This is a genomic window from Paenibacillus xanthanilyticus (assembly GCF_042682185.1).
Lineage (GTDB): Bacteria > Bacillota > Bacilli > Paenibacillales > Paenibacillaceae > Paenibacillus_Z > Paenibacillus_Z xanthanilyticus.
The window spans coordinates 543,476-561,823 of record NZ_JBHUHA010000002.1; the positions used below are offsets into that span (position 1 = coordinate 543,476).

An 18,348-nucleotide genomic window follows, 5' to 3' on the forward strand; every position below is an offset into this window, starting at 1 on the left:
GTAAAAACGATCATTTGTTCTTATCATAGCAGATGACGCGCGCCCGCGGAAAGTGGACGGCAGGATGTGCCAGGTTCGTTGAAGCGCCCGTGCCTTCATTTGCGGCTGCACGGAGGCGTTAGTTTTCGGCCACGACGGGTTCAAGAGACATCTAAACCGCCGGCATCCGCGCTGCTTGCCGAAAAAACCGGAACCTTCCCGCATCCTGCGGAGTAGTAAGGGGTAAGGTTAAATAAACGAATGGAGGCCATCCACCAATGAAATTAAAACGACCTCTACTCCTGCTGCTCCTCGTCTTCAGCGTCATCTTCACCGCCGGATGTTCGGTACTCGATACCGTGAACAGTTCCCTGGATTATGTCAATGAGGCGACGTCCTATGTCAATAACGCGACCGAATTCGCGAACAACCTGCCGACGCTGGCCGAGCAAGCGCTGCTCGACCCCGCCGCGCGCGACAGCCTGCAGCAGTCGTTCGAGACAATGAAGACCGATATTACGCAGTTCAATGAACTAACGGCCCCCGGCTTCGCCGAGGACGTTCACCAGACGCTGGTCGGTTACAACGAAACGCTGCTGACGCAGGTCAACACGTATTTGGAGCAAATCCAAAACAACGTCATCGACCTCGAAGCGCTCCAGCAGTCGCCGATTATTCAGACGCTTGGCAACATCACCGATACGCTTGGACAGCTTAGTCAGTTAGGGCAGTAAATACGAAAAACCTTCATTCCACCACATGGCGGGATGAAGGTTTTTTCTTTATTCTACATATCCTGCATATACCCATGTTAGTAATTTAATTGAAATATCCTTCCCCAACTTGCCAAGTTAATAATTCAATTTTTTCTACTATTTCTGCCTTATCGTTCGTACTGAATGAGACAAGTGGAGATTGCCAATCACGACCTTTGATTAGTACCAATCCATAATGGCCACTTGGATCTGCCTCTGGGTACCAACCCACATCTAAAACAATATCGTATCTAGTATGTTGGAGCTGCAATAAATCTTCGGTAAAGCAGAACCACCTTTCGTTCTTTTCAGCTCCTAATTCCTTAGGGTCGAGTTCTAAAAACGAATTGTAGGATACCTCCCAGCATGAAGGAATTCTTAAAGGCTGAAATCTAGGAGGATTCTTTATTATTATTTTCATTTTGTCACCTGCCTCCTATCATCGCTTCGCCCACTACCCATCCTCGACCAGCCATTAACGCCTCCGCGCGTCCGTCATCGGCTTCTCGATCGCATACAGCTCCTCCTCGAGCGAAGCCACCTTGTCGCGGATGACCGCTCTGGCGTCGCCAAGCGCTTGGTTATAGATGTAAGGCGTTAATTCTTTCAGCATGAATTCGACGAGATTTTCGGCGGCTAACTGACCGATTTCCTTGTCGAATTCGTCGTACACGTACGATTGGACCTTTTCGGCCAAGACCAGCTTCTGATCCTGCGGCATTTTGAGCGGTTTCATAGGCGTTCCTCCCCATAGGTTATTGGACGGTTAAAAATAATGGCGTGCCAAATTGAAGTTCAATTCGCACGCCATTCCATGTCTCGTTGTCCGCCGCCGCCCATTCGCTGCTTGCCGCACACGAGCGTCAGTCGTTACTCACTATTCGAATTTCGCCAGGTAGTAATTCTTCTTGCCGCGCTTGATGACCGCGTACTTCCCGTGCAGCTTGTGGTCGTCGCCGATCTGCGCGTCGATGCTCGTCAGCTTCTCGCCGTTGACGGATACCGCGCCGCTCTCGATATCCTGCTTCGCTTGACGGCGGGACGGCGCCGCGCCGCTCTCGATCAGCAGGTCGATCAGGCCGCGCGCCTCGCCGCCGCTAATGACGGTCGTCGGCATGTCGGACAGCGCCTCGACGAGCTCGGCCTCGCTCAGCTTCGTCACGTCGCCGGAGAACAGCGCCTGCGTGATTTTCTCCGCGCTCTCCACCGCCTCGCCGCCGTGCACGATGCGCGTCACTTCGCGGGCCAGCTCGCGCTGCGCCGCGCGTTTCTCCGGATGCGCCGCCAGCTCGGCTTCGAGCGCCCCGATCTGCTCGCGCGTGAGGAACGTGAAGTATTTCAGGAATTTAATGACGTCGCTGTCGTCCGTATTGATCCAGAACTGGTAGAACTGGTACGCGCTCGTCTTGCTCCGGTCGAGCCAGACCGCGCCGGATTCGGACTTGCCGAACTTCTTGCCGTCGCTCTTCGTCACGAGCGGCATCGTCAGGCCGAACGCGTCGCCCCCGCCCATTTTGCCGATCAGGTCCAGCCCGGCCGTAATGTTGCCCCATTGGTCGCTGCCGCCCAGCTGAAGCGAGCAATTCTGCTCCGCATGCAGCTTGTGGAAGTCGTACGCCTGCAGGATCATGTAGCTGAACTCCGTGAAGGAGATGCCGTTGGCCAGACGCGAATCGACCGAATCCTTCGCGAGCATGTAGTTGACGGTGAAGTTCTTGCCCACGTCGCGCAGGAACGTAATGACGTCCAGCGGCGCGATCCAATCGTAGTTGCTCACCAGCTTCGCCGAGTTGTCCGTGCTCTCGAAATCAAGGAAGCGCGACAGCTGGTTCTTCAGGCTATCCGTCCAGCTTGCTACCGTGTCGGCCGTGTTCAGGGATCGCTCGGAGGAGCGTCCGCTCGGATCGCCGATCAGGCCGGTGCCGCCGCCGACCAGCGCCAGCGGGATATGGCCCGCCAGCTGGAACCGGCGAAGGGTCAGAATCGGCAGCAGGCTGCCGATGTGCAGGCTGTCCGCCGTCGGGTCGAAGCCGCAGTACAGCGTGACACGCTCGCTCTTCAGCTTCTTATCCAGGTTCTCCCGGTCCGTCACTTGGTACACCAGACCGCGGTATTCCAAATCCTCCAATAAATCTTGGCTCGTTATGTTCGTTGTCATGCGAACCCCTCCATCTCCAGTGTGAATAAACAAAAAAGACCCGTCTCTGTCATTGACAGGGACGAGTCATCGCGGTACCACCCTAATTGAACATACGCACGAGGCGCACGTTCCACTCTTGCCGGTTAACGGTCGGCGGCCGCCATGTCCTTCTGCCTGCAGGTCAGTTTCGGATCATGGAGCTCCGGGATGTAATTCGCGTTCACGCGCGTACCGGCTTGCACCACCCGCCGGCTCTCTGAGATCGCGTTCGTTCACGCTACTTGTTCCCTTCCAAGCTTCATATTCAAGCTGACACAACTTTACCGAATTCGAACCCCTCCTGTCAATAGCCGCCTTGGCAAAGGGCGGCGAACGCGCGGAAAATAAGGACCGTCCTCATCCCCCCTAGTATTCGCATACGATCGGCAGGAGCCATCTCATCTTCTCCGCTGAGTATGGACGCCGCCGTATTAGGTCAATCGACTCATTTTATCGACATCGAATCGTACTTACTTTATTTTCGTAAGCAAATGTGAGAAGATGAGCGAAGCAACCGAAAATCGCCAATGTTATCCAGTTCCGTTAGGTCCATATGCGAGGAGGAATATGTCATGTCGCTTCAAGAAAACGCCAAGCAAGAAGTATCCGCCGCTCCGCTGTTCGCGCCTTTCGAATCGGCCGGCTTCAAACTCTCGAATCGGATCGTCATGGCGCCGATGACGCGCGGGTTCTCCCCGAACGGCGTTCCCGGCCAAGACGTGGCGGATTATTACCGCCGCCGCGCGGAGAACGGCGTCGGGCTGATCGTGACGGAAGGTACGCTCATCAATCATCCAGCCGCTGGTGCCAGTCCGAACTGGCCGAATTTCCACGGCGAAGCGGCGCTGCAAGGGTGGGCGAACGTCGTTCAGGCGGTGCATGAGGCCGGCGGACGCATCATACCGCAGCTATGGCATGTCGGGATGGCGCGCCCGGTCGGCAGCCAGCCGAATCCGGAGGCGCCGCCAGTCGGTCCATCCGGCTTGGATCTGGAAGGCAGCGCCGTGAACGAACCACTCTCCGAGGAAGAGATTGGCTCGCTGATTGCCGCCTACGCGCAAGCGGCGGCCGATGCGAAACGCATCGGCTTCGACGGCATCGAGCTGCACGGGGCGCACGGTTATCTGATCGACCAGTTCTTCTGGGAACGCACGAACCGCCGCTCGGACCGCTACGGCGGCGATCTCGTCCAGCGCACGACGTTCGCAGCCGAAGTGATTCGCGCCTGCCGCGCGGCCGTTGGACCGGACTTCCCGATCGTGCTTCGCTTTTCGCAGTGGAAGAGCTCGGACTATACCGCCAAACTCGCTGCCACGCCGGAGGAGCTCGGCCAGTTTCTCGCGCCGCTGGTCGACGCTGGCGTCGACGTCTTCCACTGCTCGACCCGCCGGTTCTGGGAACCGGAATTCGAAGGCTCCGACCTCAACCTCGCCGGCTGGACGAAGAAACTGACCGGCAAACCGGTCATCTCCGTCGGTTCCGTTGGCTTGGACGGCGACTTCATGGATTACTTCCGCAAAGGCGCGAGCTCGGACGTTGAGCGCATCGACGGCCTGCTCGAACGGCTGGCGCGCGACGAGTTCGACCTGGTCGCCGTCGGCCGCGCCCTGCTCGCCGATCCGGCCTGGGCCGCCAAGATCCGCGACGGACGCAACGACGAGCTCGTGCCGTTCACGATGGACGCGACGAAGACGCTGTATTAAATCGAATGTCCAATGAAACGACAAGCACCCGAAGGCAGCCGCGTTCCACGCGGCACCTTCGGGTGCTCTTGCATCATATTGCGTCTATTCCTTCGTCTCGCCATCGTATGCCCGCTGCAGCTCCGCCACGTCCAGCTTGCTCATGCCGAGCATCGCCTGCATGGCGCGCGCCGAACCCGCCGGGTCGCCGCCATGAAGGAGCTGGCCCAGCTTGCGCGGGATAATCTGCCAGGACACGCCGAATCGATCGGTCAGCCAGCCACAACGGCTGGGTTCGCCGCCGCCTTCGAGCAGCTTCTCCCACAAGCGGTCGACCTCGTCCTGCGACTGGCAATCGACGTAGAGCGAGATTGCAGGCGTGAACGCATAAAGCGGTCCGCCGTTCAGCGCCATGAACGTCTGGCCTTCCAGCTCGAAGGTAGCCGACATGAGCGAGCCTGCCGGTCCCGGCCCATGCTCGCCGTACCGGCTTTCGCTCACGATCCGCCCGCCTTCGAAAATCGAAATGTAGTGGCGAATGGCTTCTTCCGCATTGTCGTTATACCAAAGGAACGGGGTAATTTTTTGCATGCCGCCTGGCACCTCTCTCGCGCAATAATTGCCCGCTGGCCGGCGGGAGAAGACCCGCAAGCGACTAGCGCCCCTGACAGTCAGCCTCGCCCGCGGCCCCGCAAGCTATACGTCGACTTTACCACAGCGGCTCGCGGCATGTTTCTTCCCGATTGCGGTAAAGCGACGCGCCCCAACACTTCGGTATGCAGCAGTCGCCTCGTATCCGCCCGCTTACCGCTGCGAAGGCTCGCGGACGGATCGGTATTCAAGCGGCGTGACGCCCTCCGTCTCGCGGAACACCCGGGTAAAATGCTTCACGTTATCGAAGCCCGCCTGCTCGCTGATCTCGTACACCTTCAAGTTCGTGCCCGCAAGCAGCTCCTTCGCCTTCTGGAGCCGCAGCTTGCGCAGGTAGCTGACGAACGTCTCGCCGGTATAATCCTTGAACGCCTGGCTAAAATACGAGTAATTGAGCGACACATGATTCGACACCATCGCCATGTTCAGATCGCGCTGATAGTGCTCGTGTATGTAGTCGATCGCCCGCTGCAGATCGCCGCGCTCGTGATGAACCTGACGCATCCGGCCGACGTAATCGCTGAGCAATTGCAGCAGACTCTCCACGCTGCGGTAATAATCGTGGAATTGGCCGAAGCTGTAGAGGTCGCCAACCTGCTTGTGCAGCTTCAGGATATCGACCGATTCTTCGCCGTACTGGCGGAAGACGCGGTCGAAGACATGCTCGTTGAGCGCCTTGCTGATGCCTTCGAGATAACTGATGTCGTAACGCATGACGAGCCGGATATCGAGCACGTGCTGCAGCAGCCGGTTCATCTCCGCATCCCGGCCGCTGCCGAGCATATTGGCGATTTTCTGAATGTCCTGCAGGGGGAGCTTCCCCATGATCTCTTTGTCGCCGATATCCGAATAGTGCACGACGCCGCTGCCGGTATGCAGCAAGCTGTACTTCAGCGCCCGCGCCGCTTGCTCGTAGCCGGTCTTGGCCATCTCCATGCCCGTCAACCGTCCGCTCCGGCCGGCGTGAAACCTGTTCTGGGGGCGGGATTGACCCGCAAGCCGCTCCAGCGGCTCGCTGCGGCCGCAGATCAAGACGAGCTTGCCGTCCTTGTCGTAGAAGCGAAGGCTCTGTTCTTCTTCACTCAAGCAGGTCAGCTCCTCGACGCGGGCAATCCATTTGGCCCGGTCGCCCTGCTGCAGCGCCTCTCCCGACTTGACGACGCCGACATAGAAGCCTTCGTCCAGCCATTCCAGGCCCGCCTTCGACAGCCGCTCGCGGGCGTCCGCGGGATTGGTGTTCTGTTCCATGAACAGCAGGTTCAGCTGCGTCGCCGCCAATTCCGCCTGCATCGCAGCCGAATCGCGTATGGCGCCGGCAGCCGTCTCCTTCCGCTGACGCTCGGTCTCCATCCGGCGCAGGACGCCGAACAGCTCCTCCCGCACGATCGGCTTGAGCAAATATTCCTTGACCTCATAGCGGATGGCCGCCTTGGCGTATTGAAAATCGTCATGCCCGCTTAAGATAACAACGTCCGGCCTCGCTGTCCGCGCATGGAGCGCGTCGATCAGCGCGATGCCGTCCATAACCGGCATCCGGATATCCGTAATGACCAGATCGGCGCCTGCCTCGTCGATCCGAGCCAGCGCCTCCTCGCCGTCGGCCGCGAAGTCGAAGTCATAGCCGCCGGGGAATTCGCGTTCGATCATCGCCTTCAAGCCGGCGCGTATATTCTTCTCGTCATCCACGATCAATAGCTTGCGCATGGGCGGTCGCACCTCCGGTTAAGATTAGATACGGCAGCGTCAGCGTGACGCGGGTGTAACTGCCTTGCACGCTCTCGACCCGAATGCCGTGCGGCTTGCCGTAATTCATGACGATACGCTGGTCCACGTTGCGCAGCCCGATCCCGCTTCCTTCACGCTCGCCGCGCGCGGACGCGCTGCGCAGCTGCCGGTATTCGCCGTCCTCCAGCCGAATCATCAGGTTCACTTCCCGCAGCTTGCCCTCTTCGATGCCGTCTCCGTTATCGCTCACCTCGATCGCCAAGCAATCGTTCAACTGGTACGCTTTGATGGTAATGGCCAGCTTCTCCCGGGAAGCATGCCGCGCGCCCATCCCGTGCTTCACCGCGTTCTCGACGACCGGCTGCAGCGACATCTTCAGCACTTCCTGATCCATGTACGCCGGCGGGACGTCGATATGCAGCTCCAGATGGTTGTCGTACCGAATATTCATGATCGCGATGTAGTTCTGGATATGCGTCAGCTCGTCTTTAAGCCGCACGTGGTTGGTGGTCCACTGGAGGTTGTAACGCATCATGCCGCCGAGCGACGTAAGCGAATCGGAGATGGCGTACTGGCCTTCGATTTCCGCCATCATTTTCAAATTCTCCAGCGTGTTGTACAGAAAATGAGCGTCGATCTGGTTCTTGAGCGAGTTGAGCTCCGCTTCCTTCGTCGCCGCCTGCCGGCCGACCGCCTCGACGATCAGCTCGTTCATCTTCTTGAGCATTTGGCGAAAATGGTAGGCCAGCTCGCCGACCTCGTCCATGCTCGTAATCGCGATATCGACGTTAAAATTGCCTTTGCGCACCTGCTTCATCGACTCCCGCAAAATCGTCAGCTTCTTCAAGATGAGCGAATGCATGACATAGGAGCTGATCGACAGCAGGACGATGAGGAAGAGCGTCGCGAAAATAATCGTATTCCGGTTCTGATTCACTTGCTCCAGCGGCTCTTTGAGCGAGACGACGTTCAGCAGATAGCTGTCCAGTCCTTCCAGCTGGGCGGGGATGCATAAGAACGGATGTCCCTTGTAGGTGAAGGAGAAGCTATCCGGCACGTCCGATGCGCGAAGCTGAAACTGGCGCAAAATTTCGTTCAATGGCAGCTCGCGGAAGATCAATGCCCGCTCGTTCGTGTAGGCGCGCCCCTCCCGGTTGACGACGATCATCTGCGAATGGCTGTCCTGCATGCTGCTGAACGTCTTCGCGAAGAAGGTGCCCGCCTCCATCTTTACCTCCAGCACGCCGTTATGCCGGCCGTCTTCATAATTGGTCTCACGCAGCAGCGACACGTACAACCCGTTCTGGGTGCCGCCCGTCACGTCGTTCACGACTTCCTTCGGGCTGCTGCTAATATCCCACCAGACCATCTGGTTCCGCCCGATCACTTCGTCGTACCACGGCTTATCCTTGATCCGGCGCTCCTGGAAGATGACCGGATACATCTCCATGACGTGCGGATTTTCGGTGTACAGGCGGATAGCTGCGATGCTCGGATTGTTGAACAAAAACTGCTGGAAATTCGCGAACGCCTCCATTTTGAATTCGAACAAATCGCCGGTTTCCAGCTCCTCCGCCGCGCCGAGGTATTCCTTAATCGTGCTGTTCGTAATGGCCAGCTGCGCCGTCCGCTCCATGAGCGCCACATTGCCGGCGACGCTCGATTTCTCGACCTCGAGCATGAATTGGTTCGTGCGCTTCAGATCCTCGATCGTCTTGCGGTACGCGTCGTTGAACAAATACCAGGAGACGAGGATGATCGGAATCAAAATAATGCAAATAAACGAGAGGATCAGCTTCAGCTGAATCGACATGCGGCCGACCATCTGCATCAGGCTTAATTTTCCGTTCCGGGCAAGCTTCCCCATCCTGCCAACACCTTCCTTGCCCTTCAGGTAGTAATAGCCCGGAGGCCGCTCGCTGGGAGCAGCTTCCAGGCTGTCTTAAGGTTGCCTTGCGCGATGCAGGAGGCGCGTATTACTTGTTCAGCGCTTCCAGCTTCTTCACGTTCTCTTCATACATCTTCTGACGGTACGCGTCGACTTTGTCCTGCTTGTTCTTCGTGCGATCCGCGACGTAGTCGTTCCAGATCTCGTCGAACTCCGCGTCGGATTTGGCGAGCAGCAGCTTCGGCAGCGCCTTGCCCCACGTGCGGCCGTTCTTAGCATCAGCGATGCCTTCTTCGGACGTCGGCGGCGCGTTCAAGTTATCGAATTCGGACATGCTGATCGACTTGCCGAGCGTCCACTCTTCCATGCTCTTGGCCGGCTCCGCGGACGGCGGCGCCCATTGCAGGTTCATGTTCGTGTCCATCAGCATCCAGTACGTGTAGGACGCGCCGTACTTCTGATCGAATCCGGTGCGGTCTTTGTTCAGCAGGTCGAGCACTTCCGGCTTGAACTGGTCTTTGCCGTCAATCGTGTCGTACGTGACGCCTTTCTCGCCGAGGAACATGTCCCGGTTGCCCTCTTCGCTGATCAGATAGCTGAGGAATTGAATCGCGCGCTTCTTGTCTTTGACGTCTTTCGAGATGAGCGTGAGCGTCCAGCCGGAGATGCCCGGGCCGGAGAGCGTCGGCGCTTCTTTCTTCGAGTTGGCCGGTCCGTTCACCGCGATGTACACCATGTTCGGGTCTTTCTGATAGAGCGCTGTATTCTGCGTCGCGAAGTCGGAACGTTGGTACAGCATCGCGAAGTAACGGCCTTGCGCGATTTTCTCTTCCATCTGCGGACGCTTGTCGATGAAAATATCTTTGGCGAGCAGGCCCATCTCGTTCGCTTGGCGGAACGTCTTCAGCCAGCTGATATATTCCGGGTCGAGACGGCGGTCGTACAGCTTGCCGTCCTTCTGCTGCGGAATCGCCAGGAAGTTCTGCAGGTAACCTTCGAGCGAGTAGTTGCCCGTCTCCGTGAACTCATGCAGGCCGAGCGGAATGAGCGGCTGGCCGTTCACGTCCGGGAACTTCTCCTTCGCGGCCTTCAGCGCGTTCAGGAAGCCTTCCGGCGTGCTCATATCCGGCTTGCCGAGCGCCTCGTACATGTCTTTGCGCACCGCGAACGTCTGGTTCGACGTGAACTTCGAGCCGTATTTCTCGTAATCCGCCGGCGACGAGGACGCGTTCGGATAGCCGTACACGTTGCCGTCCGGCTGCGTGTACCATCCCAGTTTAGCAGGATCGGCGACTTTAAAGAAGTAGGGATCGTACTCGTCCGCCAATTCGTTGAGCGGCAGCACGAGCTTGCCGTTGATCATCTTGCGCACGCCTTCCTCGTACCAGCCGAGCGTGATGAAGTCCGGCAGCTTGCCCGAAGCGATCATCGTGTTCAGCTTCTCATTCTCGTTGCCCGCCGGGACGATGAAATTGATGTCGACCCCCGTCTTCTTCGTGATGTATTCGGCTGTCGCGTCCCCGCCCCACTTCTTGTTGAACCAGGAGAAGTTCATGTACCAATCGAAGGTGATCGGCTCGGTGTTGCCCTGCCAGCCCGGCGTGTCCGCGCTCGGCTTCTGCTCCTCCGCCGGCGCTGCGTTATTGCCGCCTTCCGCCGTGTTCGACGGCGCCGCTCCGTTGTTCGTCTTGCCACCGGCGTTGTTGTTACCGCCGTTGTTCCCGCCGGAGCATGCTGCCAGCGTGAACGCCATCGAACAGACGACGGTGAGCGCTGTAAGCGATGTCATCATTTTGCGCACTTTGCTCATCTGCACTAACCCCTTTTCTATGCATGAGTGGAATGAATGTATTAGCAACCCCCGCCGAATTAGGCGGGGTTGATAACCGTAACCGTAGTTAACCTTTGATGGAACCGATCATGAAGCCTTTGACGAAATACTTCTGCAGGAACGGGTAGACCACGACGATCGGCGCCGTCGTCACCACCATCGTGGCGAGCTTGAGCGATTGACTCGTGACGCTGACGGATACGCCGCTCGGCATAGCCGCAAGCATCTGGTTCGAGCTTGATTGCGCCACGACCCGGTACAGGTACGTCTGGATCGGCTGCAAATTCTGATCGTTCATGTAGATCATGCCGGTGAAGTAGTCGTTCCATTGATAGACCCCGTGGAACAGGGCGATCGTCGCGACGACCGGCAGCGAGACGAACAGGATCACTTTGTAGAAAATCTTGAAATCGTTCGCGCCATCGATCTTCGCCGCCTCCTCCAGTCCCGCCGGGATCTCCCGGAAGAACGACAGGAAGATGATGAGATCGAAGAAGCTGAACGCGGCCGGAATAATGTATACCAAGAAATTATCCAGCAAATGCAGGTCGCGAATTAGCAGGTAGTACGGAATCAGCCCGCCGCCGAAGAACATGGTGATCGTGCCGATGAGCATGTACAGCTTGCGGCCGACCAACTCCTTGCGGGAGAAGGCATACGCGACCATCGCGGTGAAGAACACGTGCACCGGCACGCCGATAAGCGTCTTGGCGACCGTAATGCCCATCGCCGTCATGATGCCTTCGCTGCGGAAGACCGCATGAAAGCTGGATAAGCTGAATTCCCGCGGCCACCAGTAGATCCCGCCGCGCATCGCGTCTTCCCCGTCATTGAAGGCATTAATAATGACATACCAGATCGGGTAGAGCATGAGGAAACAAATCAGCAGCATGATCATGGCGTTAACGACTTCGAACACCGTCTCGGAGACGGTTTGCCGTTTGAAAGAGAACATAGGGCTGCACCGCCTTTGACTAGAATAAGGACGTATCGCTGAGCCGCTTCGTCACCCGGTTGGCGGCGAGCAGCAGGACAAGCGCGATTAACGATTTGATCAGACCGACGGCCGTCGCGTACGAATACCGTCCCGAAGCCAAGCCGGTCTGGTACACATAGACGTCGATAACGTTACTGGACGTTTCGTTCAGCGCATTGCGCAGGACGAGAATTTGATCGAAGTTGGAGTTCAGAATGCCGCTGATCGCCAGGATGAACAGAATCGAGATCGTCCCTTTGATCGAAGGCAGCGTAATGTTCCAGATCTTCTGGAATCGTCCGGCGCCGTCGATCGTCGCCGCTTCATAGAGTTCGGGCGAGACGCTCGATATGGCGGCCAGGTAGATAATCGCAGACCATCCAAGCTCCTTCCAGATGTCGGAGGAAACGACGATGGACCAGAAATATTGCGGCTCTGCCAAATACATGATGGGCTCGTCGATCCATCCAAGCGCCAGCAGCAGCTTGTTGATGATCCCCACGTCGGCGAGGAAAGTCGCCATGATGCCGCCCAGAATAACCCAGGACAGGAAGTGAGGCAAATACGAAATCGTCTGCACCCACCGCTTGAAAATCGCCGAACGAAGCTCGTTCAGCAGGAGGGCGAATAGGATCGGCAGCGGGAATCCGATCAGCAGCTTGAACAAACTCATGCCGAGCGTATTCTTAATGACGTACGGCAGGCTGTCGTCCTCGAGAAATGCCTTGAAATGCTCCAAGCCAACCCACGGCGCTTCGGAGATCGAATAAATAATGTCGTATTCCTTGAACGCGATGATAATCCCGTACATCGGAATGTAGTTGAACACGAGCATCCACGCTACGCCGAGCAAAGCCATCACTTGCAGGTAGCGCTGCCCGTAAATTTTGCGCCATATGCTAGTCGTTCTAGCCTTTGCTGCCGTATTGCGCTCCCACTCCGCGCCGCTTTGAGCCTTTGCGCCCATCGGCCGCACCTTCCTCTCTCTCTATCATGTAAGCCCTTTCTTTGTTCTCATTGTAAAATGGGTACACCGATAATAATAGGCTTGCGATTTTGGTTATGGTGACGTTTTTTTAGGTGGAAGCTTGCTTCCTCTCCCTTCCCCCTCCGCCAATGCTCCCTCCTCCCACCTCCTCCGCCGAGGAGGCTCCAAAGGACTTCGCCCAAGCGCATGCTTCCGAAGTGCGTTTTCCTTGAAAACGCTCAGGACTCCCTTGTTCGTGCTGGTTCGCTTGTTCGCGGTCGGCGGTTTGCTTCGAGCTGGCACGCTTTTGTCCTTACGGACAAAGCTTCAGGGGGAGGTAAGTCCTTCTAGTCATAAGCGTGTTGAAGCCTGTTGATCGTTGGCCACCGGTGGCTTCACCAGCCGTTTTTCCTTAACCTGACAGCATTGCCCCCGCCGAGGGAAACGAAAAAAGCCAGCCAACGGGTTGGCTGACCTAAACGCGCGAAAAGCCACCCTAAGATGGCTCTTGCGGCTGATGCCCTTATAATTAACTGAAAAAATTCGCATAGATCAGGAATCCGCCGATCGGCAGCACCCACAGCAGCGGGATGCCGTTCCACAGGAGCGCGGCCCGATACCTTCTTCGGAAGAAGGACACCCAGCTTAAAAGAAGTCCGGCAATCAGGCCGACCGGGTACGCGACGATGAGCAGGAATACCGCCCATACGCCCAGGTGGTTCTCCGAGCCCGGCGAATCGAACATCATGACCGACGCGATCGAGACGAAAATCCAGACCAGAATGAACAACACATAAACGATCTGTGGGATGATGAGCCCCGCCAATACCTTCTTCTTCGACATATCCCCATATCCTCTCTTTGGCCGCTCCGGCCTCTAAGAGCTATCTTACGATCGGACGGGGAAGGCTGTAAATACGTTTTCGACAAATTTCTACCTAATCGCGGCCGTCGCCTTGTGGAGAGACTAGATGATCTCGCTCGAGCTATCTAGCGCTTTCGGCGCCACCTTCTACGGCTTCTCGCGCGAATTTCCGCCGCTCCAAAAAAACTTTTTTATTTTTTTGCGATTGCCTGTTTATTCTCCTGTTACCGGGGGTAATAAGAATCAACGACCCCCCATTCATATAAACACTTGGACCCGCATTCGTGCGGGTCGCTTTTTTTTGTCTCGAAACGCGGCGTGTCAGCATTCGTCCTGCATGTCGCGTTATACCGCCTCCGCGTTCGGGAGCTCATCCTCGAACGTCTGCCAATCGAGCGCCATCTCTTCTTCCGTCAGCAGACACGCGTCCAAGCTGTCCGTCAGCCGCTGCCGATCCATCTCAATGCCGATGAAGACGACTTTGTTGATCCGATCGCCATATCGCGGGTGCCAGGCTTCGCGCAGCTCCGGCTCTTCCCTTAAGATCTCGTTCTTCTCGGCCTCCGGCAGCGCCGCCACCCAGTTACCCGAAGGGCCGAATTGAATAGATGGCCCTGCCTGGCTAATGGTTTGTCCGATGTCGCTGCGCGTCGCGAGCCACATGATGCCTTTCGCCCGTACGACCTCTTCCGGCCACGACGACATCCAATCGAGCAGCCTCCCCGGATGAAAGGGCCGCACGCGCTCATAAACGAAGGAGCCGATGCCGTATTCCTCCGTCTCGGGCGTATGCGAAGGCTTGTCCAGCTCTCGCTGCCAGCCCGCGGAAGCGCTCGCCGCCTCGAAATCGAACAAGCCTGTGTTCAGAATATCGGCCGGGTTCACCTTGCCGCCTGCCGCGCGGATCAGCTTCGCCCGCGGCTGAAGCTTCCGCAGCACCCCCTCCAAATGCGCGAGTTCGGATTCGTCGACCAAGTCGCACTTGTTCAGCACCAGCACATCGCAAAATTCGATTTGGTCGATCAGTAAATCAACCACCTCGCGGGCATCGTGCTCGTGCGCTTCCTGGCTGCGGTCCATGAGCGTCTCGCCCGAGGCAAAGTCGTGCCAGAAGCGGTAGGCGTCCACGACGGTCACCATCGTATCGAGCCTGCACACGGCGCTCAGATCGATCCCCAATTCCTCGTCTACATAAGTAAACGTCTGTGCGACGGGCACCGGCTCGCCGACGCCAGTCGATTCGATCAAGATGTAATCGAATCGCCCTTCCATCGCAAGCCGCTGCGTCTCGCGCAGCAAATCGTCGCGCAGCGTGCAGCAGATGCAGCCATTGGACATCTCCACGAGCGTCTCGGTCGTGCGCGATAGCCCGCCTCCGTCCCGGATCAGCCCGGCATCGATGTTCACCTCGCTCAAGTCATTGACGATGACCGCTACGCGCAAGCCCTGCCGATTGTTCAGCACATGGTTCAAGATCGTCGTCTTGCCCGCGCCCAGATAGCCGCTCAATACCGTGACCGGGATTGGTCGCATAGGGAAGGCTTGTGCGGCTTTCATTTCCGTGCGGTTGGCGAATGTTGGCTTGTTCATGTATGTATTACCTCCATATTGTAATAATTACGATAATCAGATGTGTTGTGAAGCCCACGATGAACCCACCTTGTCCAATGGGTCGTTCGCATGCGCTCGGGTTTAATTCGTAATTTTTACTTTTTAAAATCCTAGCACACATCTTAACCTTAAGTCAAATGTAATTATTACGCTTAAAATCCTCGTAATGATGCATACCCATTCCAATGGACACCCCCGCCTGCATATTCATTCAACAGCATTGTATTTTTATGCATAATTACGTATAATCATTCATCATCACGAAAGGGAGGTTATCCGATGGATATCACGTTTATCGAAGAGCTGTCGCTGAACAACTGGCCGGCTCTCTCCACCGTGCTCTATGATGGCTGGGTGCTTCGCTTTGCCGAAGGCTATACCAAACGCGCGAATTCGGTCAGCCCTCTCTATAGCGGGAAGTGCGAGCTGTCGCCGAAGATCGACGTCTGCGAGCGGATTTATCGAGACAATGAGCTGCAGCCCGTATTCAAACTAACCGCATCCGCGCCGGACGGTCTGGATCGCCTGCTGTCAGATCGCGGCTATGAGCAGGTGGATATAACCAGCGTGCAAACGCTGGAGCTGGCTCGTCTCCGAGATCCGCTGCCGTCCGAATTCAGCATAGAGACGCAGCCGTCCGAAGATTGGATCGCGGATTTTTGCAGGCTGAACGGCTCCGCCTTGCATCACCAACCCGTCATGACTCGAATGCTCGGCAAGATACGGACAACAGCGGGCTTCATTCGGCTTTATGAGGAAGGAAAAGCGGTTGCTTGCGGCTTCGGCGTCATCGAGCGCGGGTATATCGGCCTCTACGATATCGTGACCGATCCCAGCTGCAGGAATCGGGGATACGCCGAGCAGATGATCCTCCGTTTGCTCCATTGGGGAAGGCATGAAGGCGCACGCTCCAGTTATTTGGCCGTCGTGCTGAATAATGCGCCTGCGCGAAGGTTGTATGCGAAGCTAGGTTACCGGGAGGCGTACCGTTACTGGTATCGCTGCGCCCCCCCGCTAGCTTCCTCGTTCACGCCGCTATACGATCCGAGCAGCCGCTCTTATTCCTTAGAGATTAAAGCGGGCGGGGAACTGCTGAATGATGCCGGTTGTCATCATATCGGCCATCTCGAGCGCCTGCGCTTCGATCTGGTCGCCGAGGGCGACATTTTCCTCGTAATTCTTCATCAGTTTGGTGGACACTTCGCTGGTCAAAAGCCGTAAGTGCTCATGCATCATTTTCTGCCATTCTGCTTGCGACCAGTACGGATTAATGCGGCTGAGGAATAACGCGATATCGTCCGCATTCTCGTACCAGCGTTTCTGCGCATCTTCTGCCGCCGCCGTATTGCCGGCTAGCAGTGCTTTCACCAGCTCGGCCGCGATCGTGAGGTGGCCGCGCAGCAATTCGGCGAACGCTGCCGCGATGGCCGGCCCGTATATAGGCTCCAGCGCAGCTCCAAAATCGGCGGCATTGCGCAGCAGCCTCGCGGTTGTGACGCTCTCGTCGGGCAGTCGTTCAATGATGCTGTTCACCGTCAGCCTTGTCCAGTACACATGCTGTTCCCACAATGCCCGCAGCTGCCGGTCAAGCATCACCTTGGAAGGCGACCATGTCATAGGCGGATTCAAGCGCCAATCATAAAGGGGGTAGCCGTAATAACCATACATACGCGTCGTTAACTCCTTTGCCAATATTCTGCTACAGTATATAGGCAGAAGTTCGCGTTCGTGTTTGGCCCATCCAAAACCTAAAAAAAGAGGAGCCGCAGCTCCCCTCGTGTCCTTCCTTATGTCGCATCCGTCAACCTCGACAAAAACATCCTCGTCCGCTCGTTCGCCGGCCGCTTCAGCACTTGTTCCGGCGTTCCCGCCTCCATGATCATGCCGTTATCCATGAAGACGACCTGGTCGGCAACCTCGCCGGCGAATTTCATCTCGTGCGTCACGACCGCCATCGTCATGCCTTCCGCCGCCAGCTCCCGGATGACCTTGAGCACTTCGCCGACCAGCTCGGGATCAAGCGCCGACGTCGGCTCGTCGAACAGCAGCAGCTCCGGATCCATGGCCACCGCCCGGGCAATGCCGACGCGCTGCTGCTGGCCGCCCGAGAGCTGGTGGGGATAAGCGTCCGCTTTGTCTTCCAACCCCACTTTGCGCAGCAGCTCCATCGCGCGCAGCTTCGCCATCTCCACCGGTTTGCGCTGGACGACGACCGGTCCTTCGATAATATTCTCCAGCACGGTCCGGTGCGGGAACAGATTATAGCTTTGGAACACCATGCCTGTGCGCTTCCGGATGTCCAATACCGCGTTCTTCGCCGGCTTGCGACCGCCCGAGAAGTCCACGGACACGCCGTTCAGGCTGATCTGCCCGTCCGTCGGCACTTCGAGTAGGTTCATGCACCGAAGCAAGGTCGACTTGCCCGAACCGGAAGGGCCGATGATCACGAGCACCTTGCCTTTGTCCAGCGTCAGATCGATGCCTTTCAACACTTCGTTGCGTCCGAACGACTTCTTTACATTCGTCATTTGCAGAATCATCGTCTACCTCTATCTGGCCGAGTAGCGGTCGAACCGCCGCTCCAGCCTGGCTTGCAAGAATGAGAGCACCGTGCTGAACATCAAGTAGATGAGCGCGGCTTCGGAGTAGAGCAAGAGCGGCTCGTAGTAGGTGGCCGTAAATTGCTGCGCCTTGCCGAACAGCTCCGTAAGCGCGATGCTTGCCGCCAAGGACGTATCCTTGACGAGACTGATGAAGGAATTGGACAGCGGCGGAACGGCGACGCGAGCCGCCTGCGGCAGCACGATGCGGCGCAGCGCCTGCACCCGCGTCATGCCGAGTGAATAACCCGCTTCCCATTGTCCCTTATGCACCGAGAGGATCGCGGCGCGAATTACTTCTGAATTGTAGGCGCCGACGTTCAGCGTGAAGCCGATGACCGCCGCCGGGAATGGATCGATAATGATGCCGACATGGGCAAGCCCAAAGAAAATGATGAACAGCTGCACCAGCAGCGGCGTTCCCCGGAAAATCCACACGTAGAAGCGCGCAATGCCGGACAGGATCCGGATATCGGACAGCCTCGCCAGCGCGGTCAGCAGGGCGACGATCAATCCGAGCGCGAACGAAATCAGCGTGAGCGGAATCGTAAAAAGGACCCCTGCTTTCAGCAGGGGCAGGAACGAATCCACGAAGATGTTCCACAGTCTGGTCGATTGATCACTCATATCGAACGCCTG

The 18,348-nt window shown here is 57.2% G+C and carries 16 protein-coding genes, 1 pseudogene and 1 other annotated feature; of the genes and pseudogenes, 3 read left to right on the forward strand and 14 right to left on the reverse strand.

Annotated features, from left to right (window positions below; genetic code table 11):
- Positions 1-257: 257 nt before the first annotated feature.
- Positions 258-713 (forward strand): DUF6376 family protein, encoded by a 456-nt coding sequence (locus tag ACFSKT_RS19550; protein ID WP_377718529.1) that lies wholly within the window; start codon positions 258-260, stop codon positions 711-713.
- An 85-nt stretch (positions 714-798) separates the two neighbouring features.
- Here ACFSKT_RS19550 and ACFSKT_RS19555 read toward each other — a convergent pair whose 3' ends face one another.
- The 3 genes from ACFSKT_RS19555 to tyrS all read right to left on the reverse strand — a co-directional run bounded on the left by ACFSKT_RS19555 (position 799) and on the right by tyrS (position 2,892).
- Positions 799-1,155 (reverse strand): hypothetical protein, encoded by a 357-nt coding sequence (locus ACFSKT_RS19555; RefSeq protein ID WP_377718528.1) that lies wholly within the window; start codon positions 1,153-1,155, stop codon positions 799-801.
- A gap of 54 nt (positions 1,156-1,209) precedes the next feature.
- Complete coding sequence (locus ACFSKT_RS19560) at positions 1,210-1,470, reverse strand: DUF2164 domain-containing protein (protein ID WP_377718527.1); 261 nt, start codon at positions 1,468-1,470, stop codon at positions 1,210-1,212.
- Positions 1,471-1,611: 141 nt separating this feature from the next.
- Positions 1,612-2,892: a tyrosine--tRNA ligase gene (gene tyrS, locus ACFSKT_RS19565; protein ID WP_377718526.1), complete on the reverse strand. Its 1,281-nt coding sequence runs from the start codon at positions 2,890-2,892 to the stop codon at positions 1,612-1,614.
- Between the two features lie 54 nt (positions 2,893-2,946).
- Positions 2,947-3,177: a binding site (T-box leader), on the reverse strand.
- A gap of 308 nt (positions 3,178-3,485) precedes the next feature.
- On the opposite strand from tyrS, the gene ACFSKT_RS19570 reads away from it, so the two are divergent.
- Complete coding sequence (locus tag ACFSKT_RS19570) at positions 3,486-4,616, forward strand: NADH:flavin oxidoreductase (RefSeq protein ID WP_377718525.1); 1,131 nt, start codon at positions 3,486-3,488, stop codon at positions 4,614-4,616.
- Between the two features lie 84 nt (positions 4,617-4,700).
- On the opposite strand, the gene ACFSKT_RS19575 is transcribed toward ACFSKT_RS19570, so the two are convergent.
- The 8 genes from ACFSKT_RS19575 to ACFSKT_RS19610 form a co-directional block, all read right to left on the reverse strand.
- On the reverse strand, positions 4,701-5,186 hold the full coding sequence (locus tag ACFSKT_RS19575) for a VOC family protein (RefSeq protein ID WP_377718524.1): 486 nt from the start codon (positions 5,184-5,186) through the stop codon (positions 4,701-4,703).
- 213 nt (positions 5,187-5,399) lie between these two features.
- A complete protein-coding gene (locus tag ACFSKT_RS19580; protein ID WP_377718523.1) occupies positions 5,400-6,950 on the reverse strand; it encodes a response regulator in 1,551 nt (516 codons plus the stop codon).
- Complete coding sequence (locus ACFSKT_RS19585; RefSeq protein ID WP_377718522.1) at positions 6,925-8,838, reverse strand: sensor histidine kinase; 1,914 nt, start codon at positions 8,836-8,838, stop codon at positions 6,925-6,927. Before ACFSKT_RS19585 ends, ACFSKT_RS19580 begins: the two co-directional genes overlap by 26 nt.
- Positions 8,839-8,947: 109 nt before the next feature.
- Complete coding sequence (locus tag ACFSKT_RS19590; protein WP_377718521.1) at positions 8,948-10,669, reverse strand: type 2 periplasmic-binding domain-containing protein; 1,722 nt, start codon at positions 10,667-10,669, stop codon at positions 8,948-8,950.
- A gap of 88 nt (positions 10,670-10,757) precedes the next feature.
- The gene (locus tag ACFSKT_RS19595; RefSeq protein WP_377718520.1) at positions 10,758-11,645 is read right to left on the reverse strand and encodes a carbohydrate ABC transporter permease; all 888 of its coding nucleotides are present in this window, start codon (positions 11,643-11,645) and stop codon (positions 10,758-10,760) included.
- Positions 11,646-11,664: 19 nt separating this feature from the next.
- Positions 11,665-12,633: an ABC transporter permease gene (locus ACFSKT_RS19600; RefSeq protein WP_377718519.1), complete on the reverse strand. Its 969-nt coding sequence runs from the start codon at positions 12,631-12,633 to the stop codon at positions 11,665-11,667.
- Between the two features lie 529 nt (positions 12,634-13,162).
- Complete coding sequence (locus ACFSKT_RS19605; protein ID WP_377718518.1) at positions 13,163-13,477, reverse strand: hypothetical protein; 315 nt, start codon at positions 13,475-13,477, stop codon at positions 13,163-13,165.
- 366 nt (positions 13,478-13,843) lie between these two features.
- Positions 13,844-15,031 (reverse strand): GTP-binding protein, encoded by a 1,188-nt coding sequence (locus ACFSKT_RS19610; RefSeq protein WP_377718769.1) that lies wholly within the window; start codon positions 15,029-15,031, stop codon positions 13,844-13,846.
- Positions 15,032-15,388: 357 nt separating this feature from the next.
- On the opposite strand from ACFSKT_RS19610, the pseudogene ACFSKT_RS32665 reads away from it, so the two are divergent.
- Positions 15,389-16,096 (forward strand): annotated as a pseudogene (locus tag ACFSKT_RS32665) (GNAT family N-acetyltransferase); the annotation flags it as partial.
- A 78-nt stretch (positions 16,097-16,174) separates the two neighbouring features.
- On the opposite strand, the gene ACFSKT_RS19620 reads toward ACFSKT_RS32665, so the two are convergent.
- The 3 genes from ACFSKT_RS19620 to ACFSKT_RS19630 all read right to left on the reverse strand — a co-directional run bounded on the left by ACFSKT_RS19620 (position 16,175) and on the right by ACFSKT_RS19630 (position 18,336).
- On the reverse strand, positions 16,175-16,777 hold the full coding sequence (locus ACFSKT_RS19620) for an acetylglutamate kinase (protein WP_377718516.1): 603 nt from the start codon (positions 16,775-16,777) through the stop codon (positions 16,175-16,177).
- Positions 16,778-16,896: 119 nt separating this feature from the next.
- Positions 16,897-17,646 carry an amino acid ABC transporter ATP-binding protein gene (locus ACFSKT_RS19625; RefSeq protein WP_377718768.1) on the reverse strand — a complete coding sequence of 250 codons (750 nt, stop codon included), beginning with the start codon at positions 17,644-17,646 and terminating at the stop codon, positions 16,897-16,899.
- Between the two features lie 12 nt (positions 17,647-17,658).
- The gene (locus ACFSKT_RS19630; RefSeq protein ID WP_377718515.1) at positions 17,659-18,336 is read right to left on the reverse strand and encodes an amino acid ABC transporter permease; all 678 of its coding nucleotides are present in this window, start codon (positions 18,334-18,336) and stop codon (positions 17,659-17,661) included.
- Positions 18,337-18,348: the final 12 nt, after the last annotated feature.

What these genes read in the sequence shown, in the direction of transcription:
- ACFSKT_RS19550 (WP_377718529.1), top strand. Translation starts at nt 258, where the DNA reads ATGAAATTAAAACGACCTCTACTCCTGCTGCTCCTCGTCTTCAGCGTC.
- ACFSKT_RS19555 (WP_377718528.1), bottom strand. Translation starts at nt 1,155, where the DNA reads ATGAAAATAATAATAAAGAATCCTCCTAGATTTCAGCCTTTAAGAATT.
- ACFSKT_RS19560 (WP_377718527.1), bottom strand. Translation starts at nt 1,470, where the DNA reads ATGAAACCGCTCAAAATGCCGCAGGATCAGAAGCTGGTCTTGGCCGAA.
- tyrS (WP_377718526.1), bottom strand. Translation starts at nt 2,892, where the DNA reads ATGACAACGAACATAACGAGCCAAGATTTATTGGAGGATTTGGAATAC.
- ACFSKT_RS19570 (WP_377718525.1), top strand. Translation starts at nt 3,486, where the DNA reads ATGTCGCTTCAAGAAAACGCCAAGCAAGAAGTATCCGCCGCTCCGCTG.
- ACFSKT_RS19575 (WP_377718524.1), bottom strand. Translation starts at nt 5,186, where the DNA reads ATGCAAAAAATTACCCCGTTCCTTTGGTATAACGACAATGCGGAAGAA.
- ACFSKT_RS19580 (WP_377718523.1), bottom strand. Translation starts at nt 6,950, where the DNA reads ATGCGCAAGCTATTGATCGTGGATGACGAGAAGAATATACGCGCCGGC.
- ACFSKT_RS19585 (WP_377718522.1), bottom strand. Translation starts at nt 8,838, where the DNA reads ATGGGGAAGCTTGCCCGGAACGGAAAATTAAGCCTGATGCAGATGGTC.
- ACFSKT_RS19590 (WP_377718521.1), bottom strand. Translation starts at nt 10,669, where the DNA reads ATGAGCAAAGTGCGCAAAATGATGACATCGCTTACAGCGCTCACCGTC.
- ACFSKT_RS19595 (WP_377718520.1), bottom strand. Translation starts at nt 11,645, where the DNA reads ATGTTCTCTTTCAAACGGCAAACCGTCTCCGAGACGGTGTTCGAAGTC.
- ACFSKT_RS19600 (WP_377718519.1), bottom strand. Translation starts at nt 12,633, where the DNA reads ATGGGCGCAAAGGCTCAAAGCGGCGCGGAGTGGGAGCGCAATACGGCA.
- ACFSKT_RS19605 (WP_377718518.1), bottom strand. Translation starts at nt 13,477, where the DNA reads ATGTCGAAGAAGAAGGTATTGGCGGGGCTCATCATCCCACAGATCGTT.
- ACFSKT_RS19610 (WP_377718769.1), bottom strand. Translation starts at nt 15,031, where the DNA reads ATGCGACCAATCCCGGTCACGGTATTGAGCGGCTATCTGGGCGCGGGC.
- ACFSKT_RS19620 (WP_377718516.1), bottom strand. Translation starts at nt 16,777, where the DNA reads ATGTATGGTTATTACGGCTACCCCCTTTATGATTGGCGCTTGAATCCG.
- ACFSKT_RS19630 (WP_377718515.1), bottom strand. Translation starts at nt 18,336, where the DNA reads ATGAGTGATCAATCGACCAGACTGTGGAACATCTTCGTGGATTCGTTC.